We start from the raw sequence: 26,229 nt of genomic DNA on the forward strand, positions 1-26,229 counted from the left end.
AATCTTTACTCCTACCTATCATTTTTCCTTTTTATCCGTTTCATTTGACCATTGAATGAGTTCGTTTCTTCCCTTCCTAATAATTGAGACGAGCTCCTCTGCAAGTGCTGGATTCGTTAATACAGCTCTCATCGCATAATGAAATTCGAGCTGAAACTTATCCATTTCTGCTTTGACCACTGCTGCTTCAGTAGATTGCTTCCACATTAAGCGGAGACGCCATTCCTCCCAGAATACTTCGTCATCGTCCTGGACAAGATCTTCTAGAAATTCCAATCCTTCCTGCTTTAAGGCATACACTTTTTTATCAGCTTGTTCATCTACTGATATCAGCTCTTTATCTAATAAATCCTGTAAAGCAGGGTACACCGTACCAGCACTCGGGGAATAGAACCCGCCACTTCGCTCTTCCAACAGTTTCATTACTTGATAACCATGTCTAGGCTCTTCTTTAAGAAGCTGGAGAATCGCTAGTTGGATCAGCCCCCGTCTCTTTGCAAATTTTGATTTCATTTTGTCTCTTAAATGTGAAGGCTTTTCAAAGAAGTGACGTGACCTTTTCAAGCCCTTTTCAGATAAGGACAACATATTCTTTTTCGATAAGATGATTTCTTCCTGAAGCAAAAAATCAATGACCTCACCTACCGTGGGTATTTCGTTTCTTAAAATTTCCTGTAATCTTTCCCTGCTTATATCCTCACGGCTTATATGAATTAGGATAGTAAGAATATCCTGTCTATTAAAAACTGACACCACGAAACCTCCATATCGTTTTAATTACGATTAATCTTAATCGATATATTGATGGAATACAAGAGATATATCGATTATTTTTATCGACATAAAAAAAACGGCCCCATTAATAGAGCCGTTAGTGTTAAGTTCTTCTATCTATGAATTTTGAAGCAAATCTAGAGAGTTAGTCATCTATTGCGGTTTGGACAACATCCAGTAATTTGTCGAATCCATTCTGTGCAGAAGCTGGATGATAATTTGGAGAATACGGATCACTAAATCCATGCAATCCTTCAAGTTTAAGGACCTGGACATTTTCCTTTTCTAATTTTTTTAGTAGCTCATCTACTTGAAAGGAATGCTCCTTTTCCGGAAAAAAAAGCAGTGTTGGGCATTTTGGTGATATTTCTGTATAATTTCTTATTCTGGAACCATAAAAGCCAATAATTCCATCAATCTTTTCATCCTCACTGCAAAGCCAAGCAATAGTCGCACCGATGCTATACCCTACTATAAGGATTTTTTCATAATTTGCGTTGAAGTCCATAATAATTGAATTTACCTTATTCATTGCAGTGATAAATCCAATATTCTCAGTAAAATGCCGATAAGCCTCGTCTACTTCCGAATAATCAAAAGGAACTTCACGATCAATTAAATTAGGACAAACAACATCTGCACCTAGCTCTGATATCAACCTGCATGTTTCCTTCATAAATTGGTTCAAACCATAGATTTCATGAAGAACAATAACTAGTGTGGAGGACCCTTTTCCTATGATATCTGTTGTCATCCCAATTCCCGCCTTTTGTTATTCATTACACTATCAAGATCGAAATAATCCAAAATGCTCCTTTGCTGCTGCTTTAAATCCTTGTTCATCAACTTCTGTTTTTTTCACCACCCCATCAATCCATTCCGTTAATGAAGTGTCTGTCAATATTTTCATTCCATTTTTCGTTAACCTTGTCACAAGCTTTCTTTTATTAAATGGCGATTCCTCATGTTCTAGAATCGTTTGTTGGATCTCATTTAATTCTGAAAGAGTGTTAACTATTCGGTTTGAATCAAAAGCATACCCTAATGTCCACTCTTGATCTTTATCCTTTCGTATCATTTCAAAAACATAATTGCCATGCTCTGTAGCTAGCTTTCTTACTCTAAACTCGCCGTTTCTGGATGCTACACTCCTGCCGCTTAATGGAACCGGCTTTAACGGCAAGTTTCCCCCGAAGCCGGTATCAATAAGGTATGTCTCCCCCTTATACTCTAGCAGGTTTGCGACATGAGTGCGCCCTACAGAGTTCCAGCGTTTCTCTTTGTCATTATAGACAACTCCACGAATTAACTGGACGTTAAAACCATTATTTAAAAAGAAGAAATAAAGAAAAGCATTTAGTTCATAACAAAGACCGCCTTCATTTTTTATGGCAATTTTGTTTAGCAAGGATTCCTTTGTGATTTCACTCGTGTCATTTGCGATGATACATAAATTTTCAAAAGGGATGACTGTTGCTGTTTTTTCAAGGATATCATCCAATTTTTCAAAGGTTATCATTTCATTTTCTGGATAATTGATTCTTTTACGAAATAATTGATCAACATCATATTCATGTTGATTCATCTAGAGTCCCTCCTTAGATTTTCTAATATGTATACAGACTTATTGTCCAAATGACCAACATCCATTCCAATTATCATGGTACAATAAATGGGACAATAGTAGGTTTTCTCAAGGGTGTCGGCACACTCCTGGTAAAGGGGGTGAGGCCGATTGACGATTTTTGAATCATTGATGTTTTCGATTGCTTTTGCAAGTCTAATCGTAGCGATCCTATCATTTGACTCAAAAAAATAATCCACCCTTGAGTTAGTGGCTCAGGTGGATTCTTCTACCATTTGGCCGACTCCTTTAAAAAGGAACCGTCTATTGCAGGACCGTTTGGTGTTCCAGCACCAGCGGTCTTTTTTAATGTATTCTGCTTTGATTACTATTATTATACAACAGAGAACATAAAAGGCAATCTTCAAGATGCTTGCATAAGCAAAAATCAATGTACGTTTTATCTACGAATTCGAAAAAAATACATTTTAATTTGATCAATCGATTATGTTTCTTTCATTCTCGACAGTTTTTCTTTATCTAACGTTCCTGGGGGCTGTTCTAACCAGTTGTTTTGAATCATGATATCAGCGCCGTCCTTAGCATATTGAGCGATTTCTAATGATAAACGTTCATAATTCAAAACTAGGTCGCTTCTTTGACTTGCAGATGCCGCTGTTGCATAGTTGCCAATTCCGGCTGTGCTTAATAGGGACATATGAAACATGGCCAACTTATCTGAAAATGGTGCTATGGTTGAATCTGAAATGGATATATCTGATGAAATAGGTGGTTGGATATTATTGTTAATTAATGCTTTTGTAAATATTTGAACATGTTTTTTGGAAATTTCACTGCCTCTGATCATCCATTTTTGTATTTTTTCGTCAGGTGAAATTTGTGCAAAGCTAATGGCAAGCTTACTTCCGATCACGTTTGTTTGGATATTCATAAATAAATGGGAAATTTCAATTGTATTTAGCGGACGCTGTTTACTAAATATTGAAAACCCGCTTAAATATTTTTTATTATCGACAAAATCAGTTTTAGATGGATACGCGATATAGGGAGCACGAACAAATACTCCCTTTGAAAGGGCAACATCTGAACTTTCATCATATAAATTTGAGGTTTCTTGAAGTCCTTCTCTAAAATAAGCTCTAATATCCTTTCTTGCGCTCATGGCAATAAAACCGCTGTATGCAAATAAACCTACTTTTGCCATATGATTAATATAAGTAAGCATAAACAAATCGGTGTAAAGACGGGGAGCATTATTATTTATGTCCTTTTCATTTGTAAACCCTGTCGGTAAGGGGATTCCTTCTTTTTGAAATAAGCTTGTTAATTTTTCAATATGGGTGGCTGAAAGGTCATATGTATATTGAACAATTGAACGAATTTCCTCATCTTCAACATGTTTTAAAAAATATCCTAGAATACACTTGGACATACTATCGTTCATAAAAGCAGTCCAAATACAGGCAATCTCAGCAGATGTCAGCATTTTATGATTTTCTGTCATAGCTTACTTCCTCCAAGGAATACATTTTCAATATGATGTTTATTCTTTGCAAAGAATAAATAAATTATTTAAATAATGAAAATAAAAAAGGCAAAGTCTCCTTAGCAAGCTTGAAGAGTTTAAAGTGGATTGGAGTTTGGCCAAACTTTTATCACTTATCTGTTAATTAAGCAGTCCCCTATTTTTCAAGCAGTTTTTGATTTTCTTGCATAGATATGTTCTTGTTTCCCCTATAAATAGCATGAATGCAATAATCATTATTGCCATCCACAAAAGTAACAAGATTCCTATAAGGACCGGAAGCAGAGTTGGTTCGAAAACAGAATGACCAAATGCTGTATGAATGCCTATTAAAATAATCGATAGCATCCAAGATATACTACCGGAGTGGATAAGCATTTTTTTCAGGCAAAATAATTGGATCATGGAAAAGGAGTACATTCATTAAAATGAAAAAAGGCAACATCGTTAAAAATGTTACCGTTTTCCTCACTTTAAACTGTTAATAACAATTTTGCGGCATTTAAATAGCCATGACCTTGTATATTAGGTGGTTGTCCCAAATCTTCACATGCACCTATTAGTCTTTGTTTCACTTGGTCAGGAGTTAATGTTGGTTCTTTTTGAAGAAGTTGTGCAGCAACACCCGCACAAATAGGTGTGGCCATTGAAGTACCTGAGAGTGAGAAGTAGTTTGTATCGACACGTGCTCCAGAATTTGTCTTATCAATAAAAGATCGTGGTGAACGTAATGAAATAATGTTGACTCCAGGTGTTAATAAATCAGGTTTTACCAAACCATCAATTGTTGGTCCGCGACTAGAGAAGTCTGCTGCCACATCATCAGTACGATCAATGGAGTTATGGTCGTTTGCAGCTCCTACTGTAATTACTTTAGGGCTTATTCCCGGGCTTGCTATTGTACCTTGGGAAGGCCCTGAGTTACCAGCAGCGACACATACAACCAAGCCATTATCCCATGCTTTTTCAACAGCTTTTACTACCGGATCATCAGCAGCAGGCTGTGTAGCAGTTGACCCTAATGATAATGAAAGAATATTGATCTTTAATTGGGTTTTATTTTGAATACACCAATCAATTCCAGCAATAACGGTTGAAAGGGAGCCTGAACCCATTTTATCAAGAACCTTAACTCCTACGATGTTTGCCTCAGGTGCAGGAGCTTTATATTTGCCGCCTGATAAGAGTCCATTGCCCGCAGCATCTCCGGCACAATGGGTCCCATGACCATTATCATCATAAGGAGCTGTTCGGTTATTAATAAAATCCTTAAAACCAGTGATTCTTCCTTCTAAATCTTGGTGGGGATACACCCCAGTATCGATGACAGCGATCGTTACATCATTTCCAGTTAAACCTGTTTGTTGCAGTTGATCTGAGTGGATAGATGGAGTAGCTGTATCAAGAAGTGTTGTTACTTTTTTATCATAGTAGATTTTCTTGATATGAAGGCAGTTATCTAGTAAATGCTCTATCTTCTCAAGTGAAAGCTTGGCAGAACAACTAGACATCGAAGGGAACTGATGAAGGGAGCGGCATTTCGTGTTTTTTACATCATTAATACCATGATCAAACGCATCCTGCTCAAACTCAATAATTACCGGCAGACTTTTGTCCTTTTTCTTCATTGTCTCATAGGGACGCTGTAAGAAGCATGGGATTTTTCGAAAGGGACGGTAAAATTGAACGAGCTCTTGACGCATATCACGATCAAGCTTTCCGCCTGCACGGCGGACGAGTTGAATCATGGATAAACCTAGCATAACATTCATCCTCTCTTAATAGATTGTTCTCTTTATCGTACGCAGAACATTAAGAGAGCGAATAATTAATTCGTATAGCAACTAACAAAAAAGGCGGAAATCTACTAGATTAATAGATTAGCCTTGATTCTTTTCTATTTTTTGATCGCATGGTTTGTATTTTCTTTGTTAAACCACTCAGCCTCAAGAATGCTCATTTCCCATTGACTCCAATATTCATCACCTATTTTTCTTGCATCTCTAAGTAAGCCTTCTTTTTTAAATCCCGCTTTTTCATAGCAAGCAATCGCAGCTGTATTAAAATCAAACACACCAAGACTAACCCGGTGCAAATGAAGGTCATCAAATGCCACTTTAAGGATTTCAGTCATCATTTGTTGCCCTATGCCTTGTCCCCTAGCCTTTTGATCACCTATTAACACCTTCCCTACTCTTGCAGATCTATTCTTCCTATCAACCTGACCTAAAGAAATATGGCCAATCACAGCTGATGTTTTATCATTCACGACCTTGTATACGAATGTATTGGCATGTTCTCCGTTTGCATTCTTTATGTATGTTTCTAACTGGCTTTCTGTTAAAGGGTAATTAAAAACAGGACCTCCCCATTGGAGTAAAAACTCTGGTGAATCGATCCAGGATATAAGCTGGTTAAAATCGGAACGTTCGAAAAAACTAAGTTTGATCAATTTACTTGCTCCTTCCCTTTTAGGTAAAAATATCATAAAAAAAAGATAGAGTACAAGAAATATTATAAATGTTGAAGATGAAAATGGTAAAGAAAAGCAATTTTCTATAGAGGCTTGGTCAATTATGAGGAAAATTTAAAGAGCTGCCTTAAAGGTTAAGACAGCTCCTTAACTTTACACTTCTGGAGTTGGAGTAGGCTTTGCATAGCCCTCTTTGTACATGTTCTCTATTTTAGAGCGAATTTCTTTTATGCTTTTTCCCTCTTGATAATCTATGATTGATTGGGCAGCAATTTCAAGACAAACCCCACATTTTGTTCCATGATCATCCCAGACAATTGCTCCATTATCCTTGTTCTCATAAACAAAGCAATCATAGTTATTTTTATGATTTGCAGATTCACCACAGCCGCAATAGCATGGAATTTTTTCTAGCAGTTCTCTATTTTTTGCTGCTGATAAATAGAGAATTTGCATATCCTCTGGTTTATCTTTTAAAAATTGAGGCATATCATCACTATTTTTCGTTTCCTCACGAATATCATGGATGACATGTTCTTCATGTGTTGTATGCTCGTTCATTTTTTCAACAACATTAGCTTTTCCAGAGCACGCCGTTATCATGATCGTTACAATTAGACTAATAAATAAAAGTTTGAAATTCATTTTGCCACTCCTTATTGCGAATCATAGCCGATTCCATACACATTTATTAATTAGGTTTCTTATCACTGCCACTAACATCCTGTTTCATAAGAATAAAAGTTAATACACCTGATAAAAGTGCCCCTCCAAGTGCAATGAAAACACGTACATAAATTGATATAGTTGAAAAATCCTTTTCAAGCAACCACATTGCCATGATCAAAACAGCAATCATAGTTGGAATAACGATTCTAATGCGATTCACAACGCCACATCCTTTGACCAAGCTTCTCTCCAACTATTTTAGCATAACATGCTTTTAATTTTTTCTCGTTTCCATTAATTTTTCATGTTTATTAATTTTTTTAGCAATTTGTAAATGTGCAGTTTACGGTGAATTTTTTTAAAAAAAGACTAGAAATAATTTTAAACCTTGTTATAATGCAAATAGTACAATACATTATCTAAAGGTGGGCATTATGGGGAATACATGCAGGTATGTTGTCAATGCGGTTGGAAAAGGTGGAGAAACATACTATACCCAATTTAATAATAAAAAAGAATTAAAAAGTTGGATTACGGACAACGAAGAGAAACTAATCATGGATGAATTAAAAATTGTCGATAAGGAGCTTCATCCATTTTTTAAATGGCTCTTCTCTAAAAAATGACCAAAAAGATGCTATTCAGTTTCGAATGGCGTCTTTTTTACTTACAGACAGATAAAAGAAATCAAATGGCACAGAAATGAATTAGGTTAATTAGTAAAAGATGAAGGCTGTCTCTTGTTGGATCATGCAATGAGACAGCCATTTCCATGATTCATGATAAAAACTTCAAGTTTACAATCATGAGCAGTCGGAGTATGATATGTAAGGGATTCTTCTTATTATACAGGAAAAGGAGTTGAAATTTTATGAGTAGTCAATGCTGTAATGAACCAGAGCCCGGGTCGACAAATGAGGAAGTCATGAACGAACCAATCCTCTTAAGGGTGAATACTGATAAAAATTCAACTCCTTATGTATGACAGGGCCATTTTTGACTTCCTCTAAAAATTGAGGAGGTTTGTATGATTAAAATTTACTTAACAAATGAACATGGAGTTCATCAAGAAACAAATGAGATTTGCAATGGATGCTGGGTTAATCTCGTATCGCCTACCGAACAGGAAATCAGTGAGGTAGCCAATAAATTGCAGATTCCTTTGGACTTTTTAAAAGATCCTTTAGACGAGGAGGAACGGTCCAGAATCGAAAAAGACGACGACAATATGCTTATTATCGTCAATATTCCATTGGTGTCACAGGACGAAAATGACATCCCTATATATGACACGATTCCATTAGGTATGATTATCACGAAACATTGTTTTATTACCGTCTGTTTAAAAGACAATCCGATTTTTCATTTGTTTGAACAAAATAAAGTAAAACAATTTTTCACATACAAAAAAACGAGGTTTTCATTGCAAATCCTCTATCTGATGGCAACTTCCTTTTTAAAGTATCTTAAGCAAATCAGTAAAAAGACAGATACGATTGAGAATGAACTACATCAATCGATGAAAAATAAAGAGCTTTTTTCCTTATTAAATTTGCAAAAAAGCTTAGTTTATTTTACAACTTCACTAAAGTCAAACAATATAGTAATGCAGAAAATGCTTAAAAGCAATTATTTGAAAATGTATGAGGATGATCAAGAATTACTTGAGGATGTTATTGTTGAGAATCAGCAGGCTATTGAAATGGCAGAAACCCACACGACCATTTTAAGCGGGATGATGGATGCATTTGCATCGGTCATTTCTAATAATGTCAATATTGTTATGAAGTTTTTGACATCGATTACGATTATCATGGCATTGCCTACCATGGTAGCAAGCTTTTACGGAATGAATGTGCCGATTCCATTTCAAAACTACCCATACTCCTTTTTTGTAGCGATTATCATTTCTTTTATTTTATCAAGCATTACTGCGGTAATTTTTTGGAAGAAGCGTTTTTTTTAAAGAGAGTTATAATAGGATGACACCTCATGAGGCGTCATCCTATTTTTAATTAAACCAGCCTTTCTTTTTAAACCAAAAGAACATCCCAATGCCAATGCCAAGCATGATAAACAATATGACGAAATAGCCTATATCCCATCTTAATTCAGGCATATTTTCAAAGTTCATACCGTACACCCCTGCAATAAACGTAAGCGGCATGAAGATCGTTGTAATGACCGTTAACACTCTCATAATGCGATTGGTTTGATGTGAGTTTAATGAAAGATAGCTATCCCTAATATCATTTGTTAATTCCCGGTTTGCTTCAATCATTTCCGTTAACTTTAACAGGTGATCATAAATATCTGCGAAATACTCTTGCTTTAGCTTGATACCTTTTAACCGATGTGAATTAAGCATCCGATAAAGTAAATCCCTCATCGGTATTACAGTATGCCTAAGCTTGAGCAAATAGTGCCTGGTGTCAAACAATTGTTCAAGAAGCTGCTCCATCGATTTTTCTGCCGTATTGTTTTCAATTTGATCCAATGCTTCTTCTAATTGGTAGACGATCGGAAAATAATTATCAACCAGCTTATCAATAATATGATAAAGGACGAGGATTTGATCCCATTTGCTTACCTTTTTTGCAGCTTTTAATCGTTCCCAAACATCATAGACCGGCTTGGATTCTTGATGGTGAAACGAAACAATATAATTTTCCCCTAGAAAAAAGTTAATCTCTTCTTTCTCAACCTCATACGGATTTAAACTATGTGTGACAAAGAAGCAATAATCCTCATAGTAATCCAATTTTGGTCTTTGCAACTTGTGAATACAGTCTTCAATTGCTAACGGATGAAAATGTAAAGAACGATCCAGCTCTCCGATTTCTTCATCAGTCGGTTTATTAAAATCAATCCAAAACCATTTAATATGCTCTTGATCCAGTTCATCTAGCGGACAATTTATGATTAATTCCAGATTATGACTTACTGCTATACAATTTATCACTGCTATCTCCCATATAAGCTTTTTCTATTATCATAAAACATTAAGTGGACAACTTTCAAATTTGGTCATATATTTGGGTTGTTTAAGCTCATCTTGCTTAAGTTTTCAATAATAGGTCCCAATCAAAAGAAATCAGAACCAGTAATTGGAACTTTCCCTTCTCCCATTTCCCTATTATAATAACCTGTTGGGGAGGATGAAGATATATGGCAGAAATAAAGCAATATGTCTTTTTTGATTTTGAAATGCTTTGTTCTAATTCCGGTATGGCTTTTGAAAATATGGAAGCTATCCGTTTAGGGGCTGTGAAATATGATCTTGAAACTGAAGAAATCTGTTATTTTGATCGTATGATTAAACCAGAAAATCAGGAACCGCTATCGGAATTTTGCAAAGCATTAACAGGAATCGAAGATGCAGACTTGGCTCATGCCGACAATTTTAAACTAGTCTTTGCCGATTTTCTTGACTGGGTTGGCGGCGTGAAAAAATCCCGTTATTTTTCTTGGTCAACCAGTGATTTATCTCGCTTGAAAATCGATGCAGATAAACACAACGTCCCTCTTCGTACTATCACTAAGATTGAAAAACGGTATATCGATTTTCAGCAAATTTTTAAAAAGAGAGTTGCTAAGCATAATGTTTCTGTTGAAGATGCTTTATCTTTTTATGGATTACAATTTATCGGGGAAAAGCATCATCCAATGTATGATGCTTATAATACACTGAGGATTTATTTAAGCTTTTTAAACGAGCCGGTCCAATCAGACTTAATCATGCTGAAGCAATTTATCTTTGAAGAAGAGTTCCTCCATGATGTCGATCTTATCAATAAAAAACTAGGGGAGCGTTTAAGACAAGATGCCAAATTGTTAACCGAACAGGTTCGTGAAGTTTATCAAATAAGAGATGCAAAAAAAATAATAAAACCGATAAGAAGAATCATTGAAAAATATGAAAATGTGCTAATTAATCGTTCCGGATTGTTTTCAAAAGAGAATATTCTATATGCTGAGTGTTTGGTGGCCTTTTATCATCAAATGCTGCGATCATACAATGAGCATATCACTTATTCTTCAAAAATCATTATTTTTGATGAATATATGCTCAAGCCAATAAAAGAGCTTTCTAATATTCGATAAGGTGAGCCTTCCATCAGCAGGTTTATTCTGCTCGTAAATTTGTGTTAAACAGTAGGAGACTGTCTCAGGGAGAACAGTCTCCTTATTTTTACTCTAAATTGCTATGAAGGAGAAACGCCTCATTGTGGCCATGCTTTTTTAAGTTAGAATAGAGTAAGCAAATGCTATCAAACACAATGTGGACTGATTGATCAAATAAAGAACCGAGAGGCTGTATAGACTGTCTCTCCCCTTCAACCCGATATTTTGTGGATGCTGGTATATGAAGCACATTTGTTGAATGAAGGGCAAGCGGTGACTCGAGGGCTGTTGTAACAGCAACAACATGACAATTTAGCTCACTCGCTTTTTCTGCAGTGGAAACAACACTCTTTGTTTTCCCTGAGCCTGAAACGGCAACAAGAAGATCTCCCTCAGCAATAGAAGGGGTAATCGTTTCCCCTACAGCATAAACAGTTGCTCCTAAATGCATTAGTCTCATGGCAAATGATTTTCCCATAAAGCCTGAACGACCCTCACCAATTACAAATATTCTGTTTGCATCGGCTAATTTTACGGCAATGCTTTGCAGGCTTTCATCACTTATTTGAGTTATAACACCTTGAATTTCTGAAAGAATGCTTTCTACTGTTTTCATCGTTTCTCCCTCCATTGATTGATCTTTTTCATAAACATTTCTGCAGCCAATCGTTGATTTTGCGCCTTCGTAATGGCTGAACCAATAATCACAACATCAGGCTTTATCTCTTGAAATTGATCAAACGACTCTAAATTTATTCCCCCTGCGACCGCTAGCATTCCAGTCCAGTCATACATATGGCTAATATTAATTGCTGATTTTCCAGACATCTCCTGCTCATCTTTACTGACATGTGCACAAAAGATGGCTTGTTTGTATTTAAGCAATTCTTCTTTTTGTTCATCATTTGTATTCAGTAAGTCAATCATTACCTTCTTGCCCATTTTTTCAGCCGTTTCGACACAGGCTTTGATCGTCGCATTTGGAGACACCCCCATTACGGTGGCTACATCTGCCCCAGCACGAAAGCACATTTCAAATTCGTACAATGCATTATCGATTGTCTTTATATCTGCAACAATCACCTTATGAGGAAAAGCGTTTTTTATCCTTTTTACACTTTCCATACCGTATTCTTTGATTAAAGAAGTTCCCACTTCAATCCAATCTACAAATTCCTCTGAAGCCTTTGCAAGATCAATCGCTTCATCAATCGAATATCGATCTAACGCTAGTTGAATATACATATTTACTCCTCTAAAGCTTTATTACCTTATTTACTAAATCGATTTATGAAACTATTATAAAGCAAATGAAAGGGCTTTACAATAAGAAATGTGAAAGTCACTTTACTTGCTTAAGGAAGTCGCTGTTATTCTCACTTTGGAATGTCGATATCTTTCGGCCGAGCGCTGATCGTAAGCCCTCCTTTATCCAATAACACAAAAAAGAGCCAACCATCAAAGTTGACTCTCAGATCTTTAAAACGTATGAGCTGCATCTTTTGCACGTGCAATTGCATTTTCTTTAATTTCTTGAGCCTTTTCAGGCATTGCGTTATGACCTTCAACAAATATTCCTTCAAAGGATGGCACACCATAGAATTGCATCATAATATTCAGGTAGCGGTGCCCCATTTCCATTTCAGCTGCTGGTCCTTCTGAATAAATGCCTCCGCGTGCTTGAATATGTAAGGCTTTTTTATCAGTTAATAAACCGATTGGACCTTCTGCCGTATACTTAAATGTTTTTCCTGCTACAGAAACAGCATCAAGATATGCTTTCATAACTGGCGGGAAGGAAAAATTCCACAAAGGAGTTACAAATACATATTTATCTGCGGAAATGAATTGTTCACATAGTTCTGAAAGACGTCCAACCTTTGCTTTTTCTTCATTTGACAGCTCCTCAAATCCTTTTCCAGTTTGAAGTTTGCCCCAACCGCTGAAAACATCGACATCAATTTGAGGAATATTTTCCTTGTATAGGTCTAGATTGACAATTTCATGGTCTGGATTTACTTCTTTATAAGTGTCAATAAAAGCCTTCCCTACTGCCATACTGTAAGATTGTGTATCATCATGTGGATGAGCTGTAATATACAATACTTTTGTCATGTATCTACCTTTCCTTTCAAATAAATTAACGATCATATTTTTCACAAAAAATGATGGTTTATTCAACATACACTGAATTAATATTATTTTAATTCAAAGTAATTTTATAAAAGATTATACTTCCAAGCAAATTTTTTGCCTAAAAACAATCGAAAAAAAGACTTGCCCGTGTATGACAAATCCTTTTTGCAAATTATTGATTATTTTCAATCACGTAAGGGTTGCTGCTAATCATCTTTCTCATTTCATCAGTCAATTTAACGGGCTCATAAGAGGTTAAGTCACTTGAGGTTTCTCCATTTTGAACACTACCATCGTAATGCAACGGTTTTTCTTCCATAGTCAATCACCTCCATCAAAAAGCTAGGGATAGAACTACATATTTACTATTTACTGAAATAAGCAAACCTATTCCCCTCACATTGGAAAAATCTAGTTCATTAGATATAATGCACTAAATAAAAAACAAGAATAAAAACCTATATATCACTATTAGTGATTATATTATACTATGTTAAAAATAAGTATTTTGTCTCATTATGTAATATCCAAAATTTATTTATAAAAACTCTCTTTTTACCACTAAAAAAGCAGTGCGATTCCAATATGGAATCCACTGCTTAACAGTTTTTCAATTATTTAATTATAGAAAGTTTCCTGGACCCTTTGTCGATTCTCTTACATACAGTTCACAAGAATATACAGTATTTTTGTAGGTTACTTCTTCTTTATTAATCAGCTTTAATAACAGCTCTGCTGCTTTTTTCCCCATATCGTAAGCAGGCTGGCTGATGGTAGTAACTGTGGGGCTAACAAGGTTCGCAAAAGGGATATTATCAAACACAATTAAACCGAGCTGTTTCCCAATTTTGATATCGTTTTCTTTCGCAAATTTAAGTACTTCCAAAAACACTAAGTCATTTGCTGCAACAAGGGCAGTTGGAGGTTCTTCTAATGAAAACAATTTTTCGAGCTCCTCTGCCATCAAATGTATGGGAGTACTTATCATATATTCTTCCAATACAGGCATATTGTTATTTTTTAATGCTTCCATATAGCCTTGCTTCCGTTCATATCTTGTAGAGATCGTCAATTCTTCTGTAGCAATGGCTATTTTTGTGTATTGCTTCTTAATTAAGTGCTCTACCGCGTGCTTGGTTGCTTCCTTATTATTTACAACAACAGTTGGAACAATTAAGTCTTTGACTTTTCTGTCCATAAATACTACAGGATAGGCAGCATTTATCATTTCTTGATAGAGCTCTATATTTTGACCAGTTGGAAAAATGATTAACCCATCCACTTGTTTGGCACGAAGCATTTCGATATATTTTCGTTCTTTTTCAGGGTCATTATCTGCGTTGCATATAATTGCATTCATGTCATAATTATTAAAGTAATCCTCCAAAGCCCTGCAAACTTCAGTTGAAAAACGGTGCATAATATTGGCGACAATAATTCCAATCATCGATGTCCGCTTTTGCTTTAGGCTTCTTGCCACATAATTTGGCTGGTAACCAAGCTCTTTGATCGCATCCCTTATTTTATATCTTGTTTCCTCACTCATATATTCATATCGTTTATTTAAAAATTGTGAAACCGTGCTTTTTGAAACTCCTGCACGTTTCGCCACATCCGCCATCGTTATAGCCATGAAATCGTCCTCTTTTTGCATTTTTATTCTTTTATTTTACCTATTAATAGTGAAATAAGCTAGAAAAACAGAAAAAAGGATACCCGTAGCTTTTTGGGCATCCTTTACTGTAACTTTTTTAGTTTATTATGAAGCAACCATCTTACCGCTTTTCACATCTTGAGGCTTTATTGCGGCATTTACCGCCCAAATTGTTAATAGGGCTGATAGGAATAGCGATCCTGCCATAAAGATATACGATGCGCTAAAACTTCCAGTTGCTCCATTTAAATACCCGACGAAGTAAGAACCAGCAAACGAACCAAGAGCCCCCATGCTGTTGATTAAGGCCATTGCCCCACCTGCTACATTCCGAGGCAGTATTTCCGGAATAATCGCAAAGAATGGACCATATGGAGCATACATTGCACCGCCAGCTATGATCAACAAGAAGAATGATAACCAGAAGTTGCTTGTTCCGACTAAGTATGAGCCATAGAAAGCCAGTGCTCCAATTAGTAGAAATGGCCAAACAAACTCTTTCCTGTTTTGCAATTTATCTGAGAAGTGAGAAACCGTTAACATGAGAATAATCGACAAAATATAAGGGACAGATGATAGCCAGCCTGTTTCAACGATATCCATATTTGGGGCAGCCTTAATGATGGATGGCAACCACATAACAAAACCATATACTCCTACACTCCATAGTGCATACTGAGCACATAATAGAATAACTGCTTTCGACTTAAATGCCTCTGCATAATTTTTAACCGGTTTCAATCCTTGCTGTTCTTTCTCAAGCTCTTCTTGAAGCAAGGCTTTTTCACGTTCTGTAAGCCATTTTGCTTCTTTTGGCTCATCATTGACAACTTTCCACCAAATAAACGCCCAAATGACTGCTGGAAGACCTTCAATAATAAACATCCATCTCCAGCCATACGCTTCCAACAGATAGCCGGAAAGAATTGACATCCATAATACAGTTGCAGGATTACCTAGAATTAAAAAGGTATTAGCACGAGAACGCTCCGCTTTTGTAAACCAGTGGCTAAGGAATACAAGCATTGCTGGCATAACTGCGCTTTCAACAACACCTAGTGTAAACCTTATGACAACTAGCCAACCGACATGGCTAACGAGACCTGTCGCAGTTGCTAATCCACCCCATAAAATTAATGACCAAAAAACAAGCTTTTTCGCACTTTTATTTTCCGCATAATGTGCTCCAGGAATTTGGAAAAAGAAGTACCCTAGGAAAAACAAGGAGCCTAATAATGAGGAGATGGCCGGTGTAATTTGTAAATCCTCGGCCATACCTGCTGCCGCACCAAAGCCATAGTTTGCCCGATCTAAGTAAGCAAGACTGTACGTAATAAAAACAACAGGGATTAAACGAAGCCATCTTTGTTTTGCTAATTTGTTTTCCATTTTACTTCACTCCTTGTAAATGGTTTTTCATATATTGCTCTAACTGATGAGTGGTTGGATAACCGTCATTGTCCCCAGGGGATTGCACAGCCAATGCGCCAATGGCATTCCCTCTCCTTACAGCTTCCGAGATTGACATATTGTTTAATAATCCGCTGATCACCCCTACTGCAAACCCGTCGCCGGCGCCAACCGTATCAATGACATGGTCAACTTTATATCCATTTATTCTTCCTTCATCGTTTATGGTTTTATAATAAGCCCCTTCTTCACCCAGCTTTATGATAACTAACTTGACGCCTTTATCTAAGTAATATGCGGCAATATCTTCAGGAGCTTTGTAACCTGTTAAGATTACACCTTCTGCTAGTCCTGGAAGAAAGGTGTCAGTTTGAAAGGCAATTTCATTCGTTTCTCTCACCATTTCCTGTGTTGATTGCCATAGTGACGGACGTAAATTAGGATCAAAGGATACAGTCCGATTATTGCTTTTCATTAAGGTAAGTGCATGCTTCGCAAACTCTCGCGTACTGCTGGATAATGCAAGCGGAATTCCCGTCATATGCAAATGAATAGCTTTTAAAAAATAAGCTTCCTGAAGGTCATTTACACCCATTTGACTTGCTGCAGAGCCTTTACGAAAATATTGGACTTCAGGATCTCCTTCCGAAACCTTTGACTTTACTTGAAAACCTGTAGGATAATTTTCATCGATAATAACATGATCAATATTAACATGCTCTTCTTTTAACCGTTGAATAATAAATTTCCCAAATGAATCATTACCTACCTTGCTGGCCCAGCCTGAACGAAGACCTAATCTGGCAAGGCCAATCGCAACGTTTGTTTCCGCACCGGCAAGACCGCGTGTATAATGATTCACTTCATGAAGCGGACCTTGCTCATCTGCGATAAACATGGCCATTGCTTCACCGAATGTGATGACATCGAATTGATTCATATAATTCCCTCGCTTTCTTCAAGAACTGCTTCTTGAACCAACTTAATAAAATCCTTCGTTTTTGAAACTGGATCGATCGGAAACTCCAATGCCTTTGGCAAATGATGGGGAAAAAGTCTCACTATTTTTCGCCATTCTGCGTCACTTGTATCCATAAGCGGCAGCGTCACAAGGGAACCTCCACGATTCTCAACATGTTTGAGATGCAAGTAACCGACATATGGTGATAATTGCTCAAGAGCTTTTTGAATCGATTGTTCAGTGTAATACCAATTTCCGCTATCAAATGTCATTTTCACTGGCACTTCATAATTCGAAGCGTTTTCAAAAAAGACTCTCAAGCATTCAACATTACCACCATGCTTCGTTTGATCATTCTCAACAAATAGTTGAATAGATTCTTTTTTTAGTAGATCCTTTAATTCACTTACGTTCGAATGTTCCTGGTGATAATGTCCTAATGAGACTTTTAGCCATTGTGCTCCAAGAAGCTTCGCCTCCTCAATTGTCCTTTGAAGAAGCAGATTATTTAACGTATGGTCAACTCCCCATACTTCAATAGGAGAGGAGAAAACGGTAAATAATTGTTCATTTTCTATTTCTCTTTTTACTAGCTCGAGAGCTATATCCCCCTCCAAAAATAATTCTCTTCGAATCTCAATGCCAAATGCACCGGATAAAGCAATGTCTTTAACAAATGCAGCTTGGCCTTTCTCCAATACTTCATTTCTATTAAAAGCATTTAATGGAACGATTACATTATTCATGGATAATTCCTTTCAGTTTATTTATAAATCGGTTTAGTAAATCGGTTTATTGTAGTATAAAATAGATGTAAGCGCTTTTCAATACCTTTTTCCTTTTTATTTTTAAATAAATTGAAAAAACCTTAAAAAGCATTAGCTTATTAAGGTTTTCATCGGAATTATTTATGTTTCTTTTTTGGATTTCAATTGATTCCTAAAATTGCTCTGTTCCTCTTTATAGGAGAGATAATCCTTTGCTTGTTGTTCTGTATCTTTTTTTAATTGAAATACATTGCTTGCTTTATAGGCTTCAGCGTTGAAACGAATAGGAGAGAGTTGCACCCCTTGACTTGTAGCCTGTTGGAGATGTCGAAAAAGTGAAATTACATATTCCTCGTCCTTATTTATCGACTTGTATTCAGCCATCAGTTCACGATCCAGGTGATCTAATGCAGCTAGTGTGTCTCTACGTTGCTTTTCAGCACGATCCTGACTTTCTTCAAAACGGCTGTTTGAGAAAGCATCTATATCAATTAAGTCCTCTATCTTTTTTAGGATCTTTGTTAATTCAAAATATTGGTTTAAGACAATTTCTTCAGAGAGATTTACAGCGTTAGGCAAATCATTTTCAAGAAAAGGAACATGGATGATCGTGTTTCCTGCTAAATCTAGGTCTTCTATCGTTCCTTCAATACCGCAAAAAAAAGCAATCCGTTTATTGATAAGAAGCACCCATGCTTCTATTACATCGATTTGAGCTTGATAAAACCCTTTAACTGCCTCAGCGCCTTCACCTTTAAAATGCTCTCCCAAATTCACAACATTCCAGCATTGCTTTTTTACTTGTTCAAGATTATCGAGAAGTTCCTGGTACTGCTTGGCCCTTACTTCCATTGCTTCGATTAATTTTTTTGCTTCAAAAACCCTCACAAGTACCTTTCCCTTCTATATTTTTACTACACTTTACACTTTTTAGGTAATTAAAATTTAACTAGGTTTAGGTAATATTATACAGAGGCATTTCCATTCAACAAATGGACCATTTTTCCTTAAATCCTTTACCTGATAAGTACTATTTTCATCTCTTGAAAGTAGGAAAAAGGTATGTCACAAAATATCTACATGATTTGAAGGGGAATTTTTAGAAACCAGTGATGGGACTTTATGGTATCATTAAAGGATCGATTATTTTTGTCATTTTTCGAAAGATGGATGGAGTGTCTATCAGCTATTTTATTATGATTCCATGTTTTTAACTTGGGACAATGTTCTGCAAGATTCAGGAGAAGTTCCACACCAGTCCACAATCGTTAACGCAATAATTTCAGCGGCTTCAAACATCTTATCAATCTCAATATACTCATTTGGAAAATGAGCTTTTTCTGTAACCCCTGGGCCAAATACGATGGTTGGTGTCGCTCCCACCTTTGTTAGTAATCCCCCGTCTGTCCCCCATGGAGAGGCTTCGATCACAGGCTCATGTCCCACTACCTCACGAAAGCTTGCTGATAAATATTTTACTAATTCATGCTCGATATCAATTGAACCTGGAACCCACCTAGCACCAAACCATTCAATTGTAACTGGATGCTCTGAAAACCAAGAATCAATTTCCTTAAGTTCGTTCATCCAGCATTCCAGCTCATGTTTAGCTGCCTCCATTGTTTCTTCTGGTGAAATTCCCATCCGTCCTTCTAGTTTTACAAGATCAGCGACAGAAGAAGGCCAATCTCCCCCCTCAATTTTCCCTATATTAATGGGTATCGGGATCGGGATTTTACTGTAAAGAGGGTCAGTAATCCGTTCATTTCTCCGTTTTTCCAGCTGTCTAATATGTTCAACAACAAAAAGGGCTTTTTCAATTGCGCTAACTCCCTCATAGCGTGTTCCTCCATGTGCTGAGCGGCCTTTCACCTGGATTCTAAACCACATGGATCCCTGCTGCTTCGGGAAGATTTTCATGTTTGTCGGTTCAGGGATAATTGCTGCATCTGCCTTATATCCTCGTAGAATAGCAGCTAATGTACCCAAGCCGCCGCTTTCCTCCTCAATGACACTTTGAAAAATCACATCCCCTTTCAAAGGAATTCCAAGTGCACGCAGAGCGGATAAAGCTAACAAAAGTGAGACATTACCGCCTTTCATATCTGTTGCACCTCGTCCATATATTCTTCCATTGCTGATTTCACCGCCAAAGGGATCATATTCCCATTGCTGCGGATCTCCTTCAGGAACAATATCTATATGACCATTTAAAATAAGGGATCGTCCTCCCCCGGTGCCTTTTAGCAAACCTACAACATTTGGACTGCCTTTAAATTCATTTCGCGGCGAGGCAAAATAGGGATGCTTAATTACCTCATCCCCATCAGGCTCCCAAACATCCACCTTTAAACCTATTTTATACAAGGCTTTCATAACAATTTTTTGCGCTTGGTCCTCATTTCCTTGCGTGCTGGCTGCTCTCACTAACTTTTGCAAAAGCTTGATTCCATGTTCTCGATTAGCTATTAACCATTTATTTATATGGGATTGCAGCATCTTCCGTTCCTCACTCAACCAACTCATCCCCCTTTATCTGTCCCATATCCTTTTATTTCACCACGTTGAGGTTTTCAGAAATATTTAAAGCAGCGCCAGTTTTTTGAGCGACTTCCTCGGCAGTAAAAGGATCCATAACTTCTTTTAGAAGGAGCCCTTGATTGGTCACTTCTATGACAGCCATATCGGTAATAATCATGCTGACACATTCCTTTGCAGTTAACGGCAATGTACATGCCTGCAAAATTTTCGGTTCTCCTTTTTTATTACAATGATTCATTAAGACAATGACTTTTTTCGCTTTTTTAGCCAGCTCCATAGCTCCGCCAATTCCCGGTACCCTTTTTCCAGGTACAATCCAGTTTGCTAAATCGCCCTTTTCACTAACTTCAAGACCGCCAAGAATTGTAACATCCAAGTAACCAGAACGGATCATTCCAAAAGCCGTTGCACTGTCAAAATAAGACGCTCCAGGGTTTATGGTGACAGGAAAGCCTCCAGCATTACATAATGTTGGATCCTCTTCTCCTTTTTCAGGTGATTTTCCCATGCCGAGAATACCATTTTCCGCTTGAAACATGACATGTACATCTTCAGGGAGATGGTTGGGTACTAAAGAGGGAATCCCTATTCCCAGATTGACGATCATCCCATTTTGAATTTCCTTTGCAGCTCGTTTGGCGATTCGGTTTCTGATCTCCTTATCCATGCTCAACTTTAATCCCCCCTTTATCTGAAAAGCCCATTGGTCTTGATCATACGCTACTCCCAAGCCCACTTCCAATCCACTCCATTACTTTGAACAACAAGATCTACGTAAATCCCTGGCGTCACTATTATTTCCGGGTCAAGTTCACCCATCTCAACGATTTCTTCCCCCTCTGCAATGGTAAATCTGCCGGCCATGGCAACTAACGGATTCGTATTTCTGGCACTTGTTTCATAAATAAGATTGCCAAAGGTATCTGCCTTTTTGGCATTTACAATGGCAATATCTGCTGTCAGTGCGGTTTCCAGCAGAAATTCCTTGCCATTAACGGTTACTTTTTGCTTACCTTTCTCCACCATGCTATCAAGACCCACATCGGTTAAGATCCCGCCAAGACCAACTCCACCAGCACGAATTCGTTCCGCTAACGTACCTTGCGGGGAAAATTCAACTGCTAATTTTCCTTCCATCATTAATTGTCCTGCGATTGGATTTGAGCCGATATGGGATACGATTAATTTTGTAGCTCTGCCTTGGCTTACAAGCCGGCCAATCCCGATATCAGGAAATCCGGTATCATTACCGATTAATGTTAAATCCGTTATCCCTTTTTCGAGAATTCCATTGATTAATGATGGCGGATTACCGATACCCCCAAAACCGCCAAACATGAGAGTACAGCCATTATGAATATGTGATAATGCTTCTTCAAGGGTGCCTATTTTGCTGATTGATTTTTTTGGAGCCGTCACTGTCCTTTCCCCCTAACAATCTAATTCTCTTTGAATCTCTATGACCGTTTCTTTAAAAAGATGTACTAACTGATCAATTTCTTGTTTTGTTATGATAAACGGCGGAGAAATAATGACTGCATCACCATGAACTCCCTCTTCACCAGCAGATGCCGGATAAATAAGCAAACCCTTCTCACGTGCTCTGTCAACAACTCGGCTTGTAACTGTTTCAGATTGGCTGAATGGTTCCTTGGTCATTCGGTTGGACACAAACTCGACACCAATCATCAGCCCTTTTCCGCGAACATTCCCAATCATATTTAGATCTCCGGCTATTTCCTCTAGTTTTTGCAGCAAATAGCCGCCGTTATCATTCACCTTATCTAGCAGTCTATGTTTTTCAATATAATTTAATACTGCTAAAGCAACAGCTGCAGATTGCGGATTGGCACTATAGGTATGGCCGCTCATAATCGAACCCGAGCCTTGTAAAATCGGTGTCATCACCTTCTCACTTGCAAGGGCTGCTGCCATCGCGGTATAGCCTGCACTCATTCCTTTGCCAAGGGCAATAATATCCGGCTTTATCTCCCAATGATCCATCCCGAACATTTTTCCTGTACGCCCAATCCCAGTCATTACTTCATCAGCAATAAATAGAATATTATAATGTTTACAAATTTTTGAGATTTGTTGATAGTAGCCTTCTGGAGGAACGATAACCCCGCCAGCAGCTCCTACGATCGGCTCAGCGATAAAGGCAGCGATATGCTCGGCTCCAATCCGCTTAATTGCTGTTTCTAAATCATTGGCACAGCTTAACTGGCACTCAGGAAAGGTCTTGTTAAATGGACATCGATAACAGTATGGAGCCGCTGCACTTGGAAAGTCTTCCAGCAGCGGTACAAACCGTTCTCTCCGCTTCACATGACCTGACATTGATAACGCACCAATGGTGATGCCATGATAGCTAATAAACCGTGATAGGATTTTTGTTTTTCTGTAGTCTCCTTGCTCCTGCCAATGTTGGATCGCCATCTTCATCGCTGTTTCTGTTGCCTCTGATCCGCTATTGACGAAAAATGACCAGTAGTCCTCACCTGCATCTACAAGCTCATTTAGTTTTTGTGCCAGCATCTCTGCCGGCTCTGAGGTAAACTGTGAGCGATACACAAAAGATACCTTTTTTGCTTGATTATTCATGGCTTCAATAATTTCCGGGACCCGATGGCCGATGCTTGCTGTTACAGCACCTGAGGAGCCGTCAATATATTTTTTACCTGTGTCATCATATAAATAAATGCCATCACCATGGGTGGCTGTTGGATAAGCATCTTTCATCATCGGTTTAATTAGCAACGAACGTTTCATCCAAGTCACCGAATCCTTTCATTTTAAGTGCAGGACTATGTCACATAATTAAAATCGAAAATAATTTCTTTTTAAAAATTTCGGCTGCGCCATTAACGCTTCGTATGAGATTTCCTTGCCAATCTTTGTTGTATCAATTAATAGCAGCTGATCCTCCAGCTGTTGAATTGTCTCTTCTGTCTGATATTCCATTCCACATGACGAACATTTCATCCCTGGTGTTTCTGTTATTTCAATCGCGAGTGTGCCGTCTGGCAATTCCCAATAAACGGTACAAGTAATTTCATTTGCATCCGATTGCTCACACCATTCACATTTCATTTCCAAACCTCCTTACAAGCTCATTCATTCCTTGCTTTTTTCTTTTTTTAATTGTGCCTGATATTTTTTCTCTTTCAGCTCATCACGCTTTTCCCGCTTTTCTTTTAAAGTTGAATAGGTCGGGCTTTGTTTGAAGCTTTCTCTACGGTCGTAACGCTCAAGTGTATCTGGTACCAGATTCAACTTTTCATCGTTTAATAAACCGCTGATTCCTGATTTAGACGGCTTTAGGTCATGAGATTGATAAATGGATTGAAAATAATCATCCGCCCGTCCCGCAACATAGTTTTCTGGCTCAGGATAGGTGGTAATAACCCCTTCAAAATTACGAAGCACGGTCTTTGCAGGACTTTGTGATATCAAATAGTTCGGCTGTAAGGTAATTTTCCCGCCTCCCCCAGGTGCGTCAACCACAAAGGCTGGCACAGCATAGCCGCTTGTATGTCCACGTAACCCTTCGATGATCTCAAGACCTTTGGAAATCGGTGCACGGAAATGGCTGATCCCTTCTGAGAGGTCACACTGATAAATATAGTAAGGGCGGACCCTGATTTTTACTAAATCATGCATAAGTTTTTTCATGATCGGAACACTATCATTGATCCCTGCTAAAATAACGGCCTGATTTCCTACAGGAACTCCTGCATCAACAAGCATTTCACAAGCCCGTTTTGATTCCTCTGTGATTTCAATGGAAGTGTTAAAGTGTGTATTCAACCAAACAGGGTGATATTTTTTTAGGATGTTGCAAAGATTTTCTGTAATACGTTGCGGAAAAACAACTGGTGCTCTTGTGCCGATCCGGATAATTTCAACGTGAGGAATGTCACGCAGATTTTTTAGAATATATTCAAGAATATTGTCATTAATTAAAAGTCCGTCACCGCCCGAGAGCAGCACATCTCGAACCTCTGGTGTATTTCGGATATAGTCAATGGCTCCATCTAATTGCTTTTTAGGGACGCCCATCCCAATCTGACCTGAGAAGCGTCTCCGCGTACAATATCGGCAATACATTGAGCACTGATTTGTAACCAGAAATAACACACGGTCAGGATAGCGGTGCGTCAAGCCGGCAACGGGTGAATCCTCATCTTCTTCAAGCGGATCCTCTAAATCATATTTTGTTTTGTACATTTCTTTTCCAATTGGAACAGACTGCATCCGAATTGGACATCTAACATCGGTGGGATTCATTAATGCTGCATAATAGGGAGTAATATTTAGCGGAATTGTTTTTGTAGAAATCCTCACCCCTTCCTCTTCTTCGGGTGTGAGGTTAATAACCTTTTTTAAATCATCCAATGTGCGAATAGTATTAGTAAGCTGCCAGATCCAATCATTCCATTTTTCTTCAGGTACATCCTTCCACAATTCAATGTCTTTCCAATGACGCTGCGGTTTATATAAATCATGTAGCATGATCATTCCTCCTTCTTTGCTGTACATCATTTATCTTGCAAGTTTCATGCCAACAGAAATGAAGGAAAAAAGATCAGAAGGGAGATTGCAGCAAATACTTTTTTTACAATTAGCTTTATTAGCCAGATATAGAAACCTAATTTCAATGCTGGATTTTCGGCATAGCGTAAAAATGAATCTGCCATTCTATTGCCTAAAAATCGGCACCATGCTTAAAAACCGGCAGATCATATGTCATCTCACTTTTTAATAAATCCTTTACCCATACATTCATATCCTCTAATTTGTCAAATATATAGCAGTTGTTTGTTAATCTTCCGTTGTATTGATAGCCAAGCTGAAAAAAAGCAGCATTCATGCCAAAGGAAAGGGCACGGGCAATCGAGAATGCACAAAATATCCCGCTCTTCTTTAGTTCATCCTCGAGGTGAATAAGGAGTTTTTTCATCAATCCATATTTTCTATGTTCCGGCAATGTCGCACAGTCAGTAAGCTCAGCATGGTAAAAGGTATTGTTAACATCTGCAGAAGCAGTACTTACAAGCTGTTTGTTACATTCAACAACATAAAAAATAGTGCCTGACCTGATCATTTTTTTTACATAATCCGAGTCATTCATAGGTGTCGGATAAACAGCAAATACGATCCTATATAATTCTGCAAGTTTCTCTGCATCCTGCTCGTCTGCTTTACGGAAGTGATATCGCTCAGGGATGATTGCTGCTTCCTTCGTGGTTTTTTTCTGGATTTCCTGAAGAACCGTATCCTCTTCGATCCAATATTTACTAGTTCTTCGTTCGATATCTTTATAGCAGGTCATAATATAACTGTCTGTGCCATTAAAATAGCCCTTTATAATTGCCTCTAATTCAAATCCTGTTGATAGCAATTTTTGCCAATGCTCCGGTCTTGCAAAAAAAATCACTTTTGTAAACGAGCTTTTGTTTACTAGTTGATCGAGTTCTTGCAGAATCATTGACATATTTCCCTGGTATTGATCGACACGAAGGCGCTCATTAAAATAATCAAGATAAATCTGTAGTGTATAATGAATGGTTTTTTTGGTTATCGTTTCGTATGGTGGATTCATCTTT

At 37.7% G+C, this 26,229-nt stretch carries 28 protein-coding genes; 3 read left to right on the forward strand and 25 right to left on the reverse strand.

Features of this window, described 5'->3' with window-relative positions; translation table 11 throughout:
* Positions 1 to 18: 18 nt before the first annotated feature.
* From Q1B07_RS04550 to Q1B07_RS04585, 8 genes are all read right to left on the reverse strand, one after another.
* Complete coding sequence (locus tag Q1B07_RS04550; RefSeq protein WP_299089146.1) at positions 19 to 753, reverse strand: PadR family transcriptional regulator; 735 nt, start codon at positions 751 to 753, stop codon at positions 19 to 21.
* Positions 754 to 919: 166 nt separating this feature from the next.
* The gene (locus tag Q1B07_RS04555; RefSeq protein ID WP_299089144.1) at positions 920 to 1,528 is read right to left on the reverse strand and encodes a dienelactone hydrolase family protein; all 609 of its coding nucleotides are present in this window, start codon (positions 1,526 to 1,528) and stop codon (positions 920 to 922) included.
* A 33-nt stretch (positions 1,529 to 1,561) separates the two neighbouring features.
* Positions 1,562 to 2,359, reverse strand: coding sequence for an arylamine N-acetyltransferase (locus Q1B07_RS04560; RefSeq protein WP_299089142.1), 798 nt, complete (start codon positions 2,357 to 2,359; stop codon positions 1,562 to 1,564).
* A 484-nt stretch (positions 2,360 to 2,843) separates the two neighbouring features.
* Positions 2,844 to 3,863: a DUF3231 family protein gene (locus Q1B07_RS04565; RefSeq protein ID WP_299089140.1), complete on the reverse strand. Its 1,020-nt coding sequence runs from the start codon at positions 3,861 to 3,863 to the stop codon at positions 2,844 to 2,846.
* Between the two features lie 494 nt (positions 3,864 to 4,357).
* Complete coding sequence (locus Q1B07_RS04570) at positions 4,358 to 5,647, reverse strand: S8 family peptidase (protein ID WP_299089138.1); 1,290 nt, start codon at positions 5,645 to 5,647, stop codon at positions 4,358 to 4,360.
* 134 nt (positions 5,648 to 5,781) lie between these two features.
* The gene (locus Q1B07_RS04575) at positions 5,782 to 6,336 is read right to left on the reverse strand and encodes a GNAT family protein (protein WP_299089137.1); all 555 of its coding nucleotides are present in this window, start codon (positions 6,334 to 6,336) and stop codon (positions 5,782 to 5,784) included.
* Positions 6,337 to 6,510: 174 nt separating this feature from the next.
* The gene (locus Q1B07_RS04580; protein ID WP_299089135.1) at positions 6,511 to 7,002 is read right to left on the reverse strand and encodes a PCYCGC motif-containing (lipo)protein; all 492 of its coding nucleotides are present in this window, start codon (positions 7,000 to 7,002) and stop codon (positions 6,511 to 6,513) included.
* Positions 7,003 to 7,048: 46 nt separating this feature from the next.
* On the reverse strand, positions 7,049 to 7,246 hold the full coding sequence (locus Q1B07_RS04585) for a hypothetical protein (protein ID WP_299089133.1): 198 nt from the start codon (positions 7,244 to 7,246) through the stop codon (positions 7,049 to 7,051).
* A 214-nt stretch (positions 7,247 to 7,460) separates the two neighbouring features.
* Between Q1B07_RS04585 and Q1B07_RS04590 the strand changes: the two genes are divergently transcribed.
* Positions 7,461 to 7,652, forward strand: a complete 192-nt coding sequence (locus tag Q1B07_RS04590; protein ID WP_299089131.1) for a hypothetical protein — start codon at positions 7,461 to 7,463, stop codon at positions 7,650 to 7,652.
* A 401-nt stretch (positions 7,653 to 8,053) separates the two neighbouring features.
* Complete coding sequence (locus Q1B07_RS04595) at positions 8,054 to 8,992, forward strand: magnesium transporter CorA family protein (RefSeq protein WP_299089129.1); 939 nt, start codon at positions 8,054 to 8,056, stop codon at positions 8,990 to 8,992.
* A 45-nt stretch (positions 8,993 to 9,037) separates the two neighbouring features.
* On the opposite strand, the gene corA is transcribed toward Q1B07_RS04595, so the two are convergent.
* A complete protein-coding gene (corA, locus tag Q1B07_RS04600; protein WP_299089128.1) occupies positions 9,038 to 9,988 on the reverse strand; it encodes a magnesium/cobalt transporter CorA in 951 nt (316 codons plus the stop codon).
* 206 nt (positions 9,989 to 10,194) lie between these two features.
* Between corA and Q1B07_RS04605 the strand changes: the two genes are divergently transcribed.
* On the forward strand, positions 10,195 to 11,130 hold the full coding sequence (locus Q1B07_RS04605; protein WP_299832021.1) for a 3'-5' exonuclease: 936 nt from the start codon (positions 10,195 to 10,197) through the stop codon (positions 11,128 to 11,130).
* 88 nt (positions 11,131 to 11,218) lie between these two features.
* On the opposite strand, the gene hxlB is transcribed toward Q1B07_RS04605, so the two are convergent.
* From hxlB to ablB, 16 genes are all read right to left on the reverse strand, one after another.
* The gene (gene hxlB, locus Q1B07_RS04610) at positions 11,219 to 11,767 is read right to left on the reverse strand and encodes a 6-phospho-3-hexuloisomerase (protein ID WP_299089124.1); all 549 of its coding nucleotides are present in this window, start codon (positions 11,765 to 11,767) and stop codon (positions 11,219 to 11,221) included.
* On the reverse strand, positions 11,764 to 12,396 hold the full coding sequence (gene hxlA, locus Q1B07_RS04615; protein ID WP_299089121.1) for a 3-hexulose-6-phosphate synthase: 633 nt from the start codon (positions 12,394 to 12,396) through the stop codon (positions 11,764 to 11,766). The genes hxlB and hxlA overlap by 4 nt, the downstream gene beginning before the upstream one ends.
* Before the next feature lie 234 nt (positions 12,397 to 12,630).
* A complete protein-coding gene (locus Q1B07_RS04620; protein WP_299089120.1) occupies positions 12,631 to 13,266 on the reverse strand; it encodes an FMN-dependent NADH-azoreductase in 636 nt (211 codons plus the stop codon).
* A gap of 193 nt (positions 13,267 to 13,459) precedes the next feature.
* Positions 13,460 to 13,606 (reverse strand): hypothetical protein, encoded by a 147-nt coding sequence (locus tag Q1B07_RS04625; RefSeq protein WP_299089118.1) that lies wholly within the window; start codon positions 13,604 to 13,606, stop codon positions 13,460 to 13,462.
* Positions 13,607 to 13,909: 303 nt separating this feature from the next.
* Positions 13,910 to 14,920, reverse strand: coding sequence for a LacI family DNA-binding transcriptional regulator (locus Q1B07_RS04630; protein ID WP_299089116.1), 1,011 nt, complete (start codon positions 14,918 to 14,920; stop codon positions 13,910 to 13,912).
* A 126-nt stretch (positions 14,921 to 15,046) separates the two neighbouring features.
* Complete coding sequence (locus Q1B07_RS04635) at positions 15,047 to 16,330, reverse strand: MFS transporter (RefSeq protein ID WP_299089114.1); 1,284 nt, start codon at positions 16,328 to 16,330, stop codon at positions 15,047 to 15,049.
* A 1-nt stretch (position 16,331) separates the two neighbouring features.
* Positions 16,332 to 17,291 carry a sugar kinase gene (locus tag Q1B07_RS04640; protein WP_299089113.1) on the reverse strand — a complete coding sequence of 320 codons (960 nt, stop codon included), beginning with the start codon at positions 17,289 to 17,291 and terminating at the stop codon, positions 16,332 to 16,334.
* Entirely contained in the window at positions 17,288 to 18,058 is a 771-nt protein-coding gene (locus Q1B07_RS04645; protein WP_299089111.1) for a sugar phosphate isomerase/epimerase, read from the reverse strand. The genes Q1B07_RS04640 and Q1B07_RS04645 overlap by 4 nt, the downstream gene beginning before the upstream one ends.
* Positions 18,059 to 18,220: 162 nt before the next feature.
* Complete coding sequence (locus Q1B07_RS04650; RefSeq protein ID WP_299089108.1) at positions 18,221 to 18,967, reverse strand: T7SS effector LXG polymorphic toxin; 747 nt, start codon at positions 18,965 to 18,967, stop codon at positions 18,221 to 18,223.
* Positions 18,968 to 19,273: 306 nt separating this feature from the next.
* Positions 19,274 to 20,578, reverse strand: coding sequence for a peptidase (locus tag Q1B07_RS04655; RefSeq protein ID WP_299089168.1), 1,305 nt, complete (start codon positions 20,576 to 20,578; stop codon positions 19,274 to 19,276).
* Positions 20,579 to 20,630: 52 nt separating this feature from the next.
* Positions 20,631 to 21,293, reverse strand: coding sequence for a 3-oxoacid CoA-transferase subunit B (locus Q1B07_RS04660; RefSeq protein WP_299089106.1), 663 nt, complete (start codon positions 21,291 to 21,293; stop codon positions 20,631 to 20,633).
* A 47-nt stretch (positions 21,294 to 21,340) separates the two neighbouring features.
* Positions 21,341 to 22,039 (reverse strand): CoA transferase subunit A, encoded by a 699-nt coding sequence (locus Q1B07_RS04665; RefSeq protein WP_299089104.1) that lies wholly within the window; start codon positions 22,037 to 22,039, stop codon positions 21,341 to 21,343.
* 12 nt (positions 22,040 to 22,051) lie between these two features.
* Entirely contained in the window at positions 22,052 to 23,392 is a 1,341-nt protein-coding gene (locus tag Q1B07_RS04670; RefSeq protein ID WP_299089102.1) for an aspartate aminotransferase family protein, read from the reverse strand.
* Between the two features lie 48 nt (positions 23,393 to 23,440).
* Positions 23,441 to 23,713 carry a YokU family protein gene (locus tag Q1B07_RS04675; RefSeq protein WP_299089101.1) on the reverse strand — a complete coding sequence of 91 codons (273 nt, stop codon included), beginning with the start codon at positions 23,711 to 23,713 and terminating at the stop codon, positions 23,441 to 23,443.
* 24 nt (positions 23,714 to 23,737) lie between these two features.
* On the reverse strand, positions 23,738 to 25,135 hold the full coding sequence (ablA, locus tag Q1B07_RS04680) for a lysine 2,3-aminomutase (RefSeq protein ID WP_299089099.1): 1,398 nt from the start codon (positions 25,133 to 25,135) through the stop codon (positions 23,738 to 23,740).
* A 193-nt stretch (positions 25,136 to 25,328) separates the two neighbouring features.
* On the reverse strand, positions 25,329 to 26,225 hold the full coding sequence (gene ablB / locus Q1B07_RS04685; protein ID WP_299089097.1) for a putative beta-lysine N-acetyltransferase: 897 nt from the start codon (positions 26,223 to 26,225) through the stop codon (positions 25,329 to 25,331).
* Positions 26,226 to 26,229 lie beyond the last annotated feature (4 nt).

The organism is uncultured Metabacillus sp. (assembly GCF_947503125.1).
In the GTDB taxonomy this organism is placed as follows: domain Bacteria; phylum Bacillota; class Bacilli; order Bacillales; family Bacillaceae; genus Metabacillus.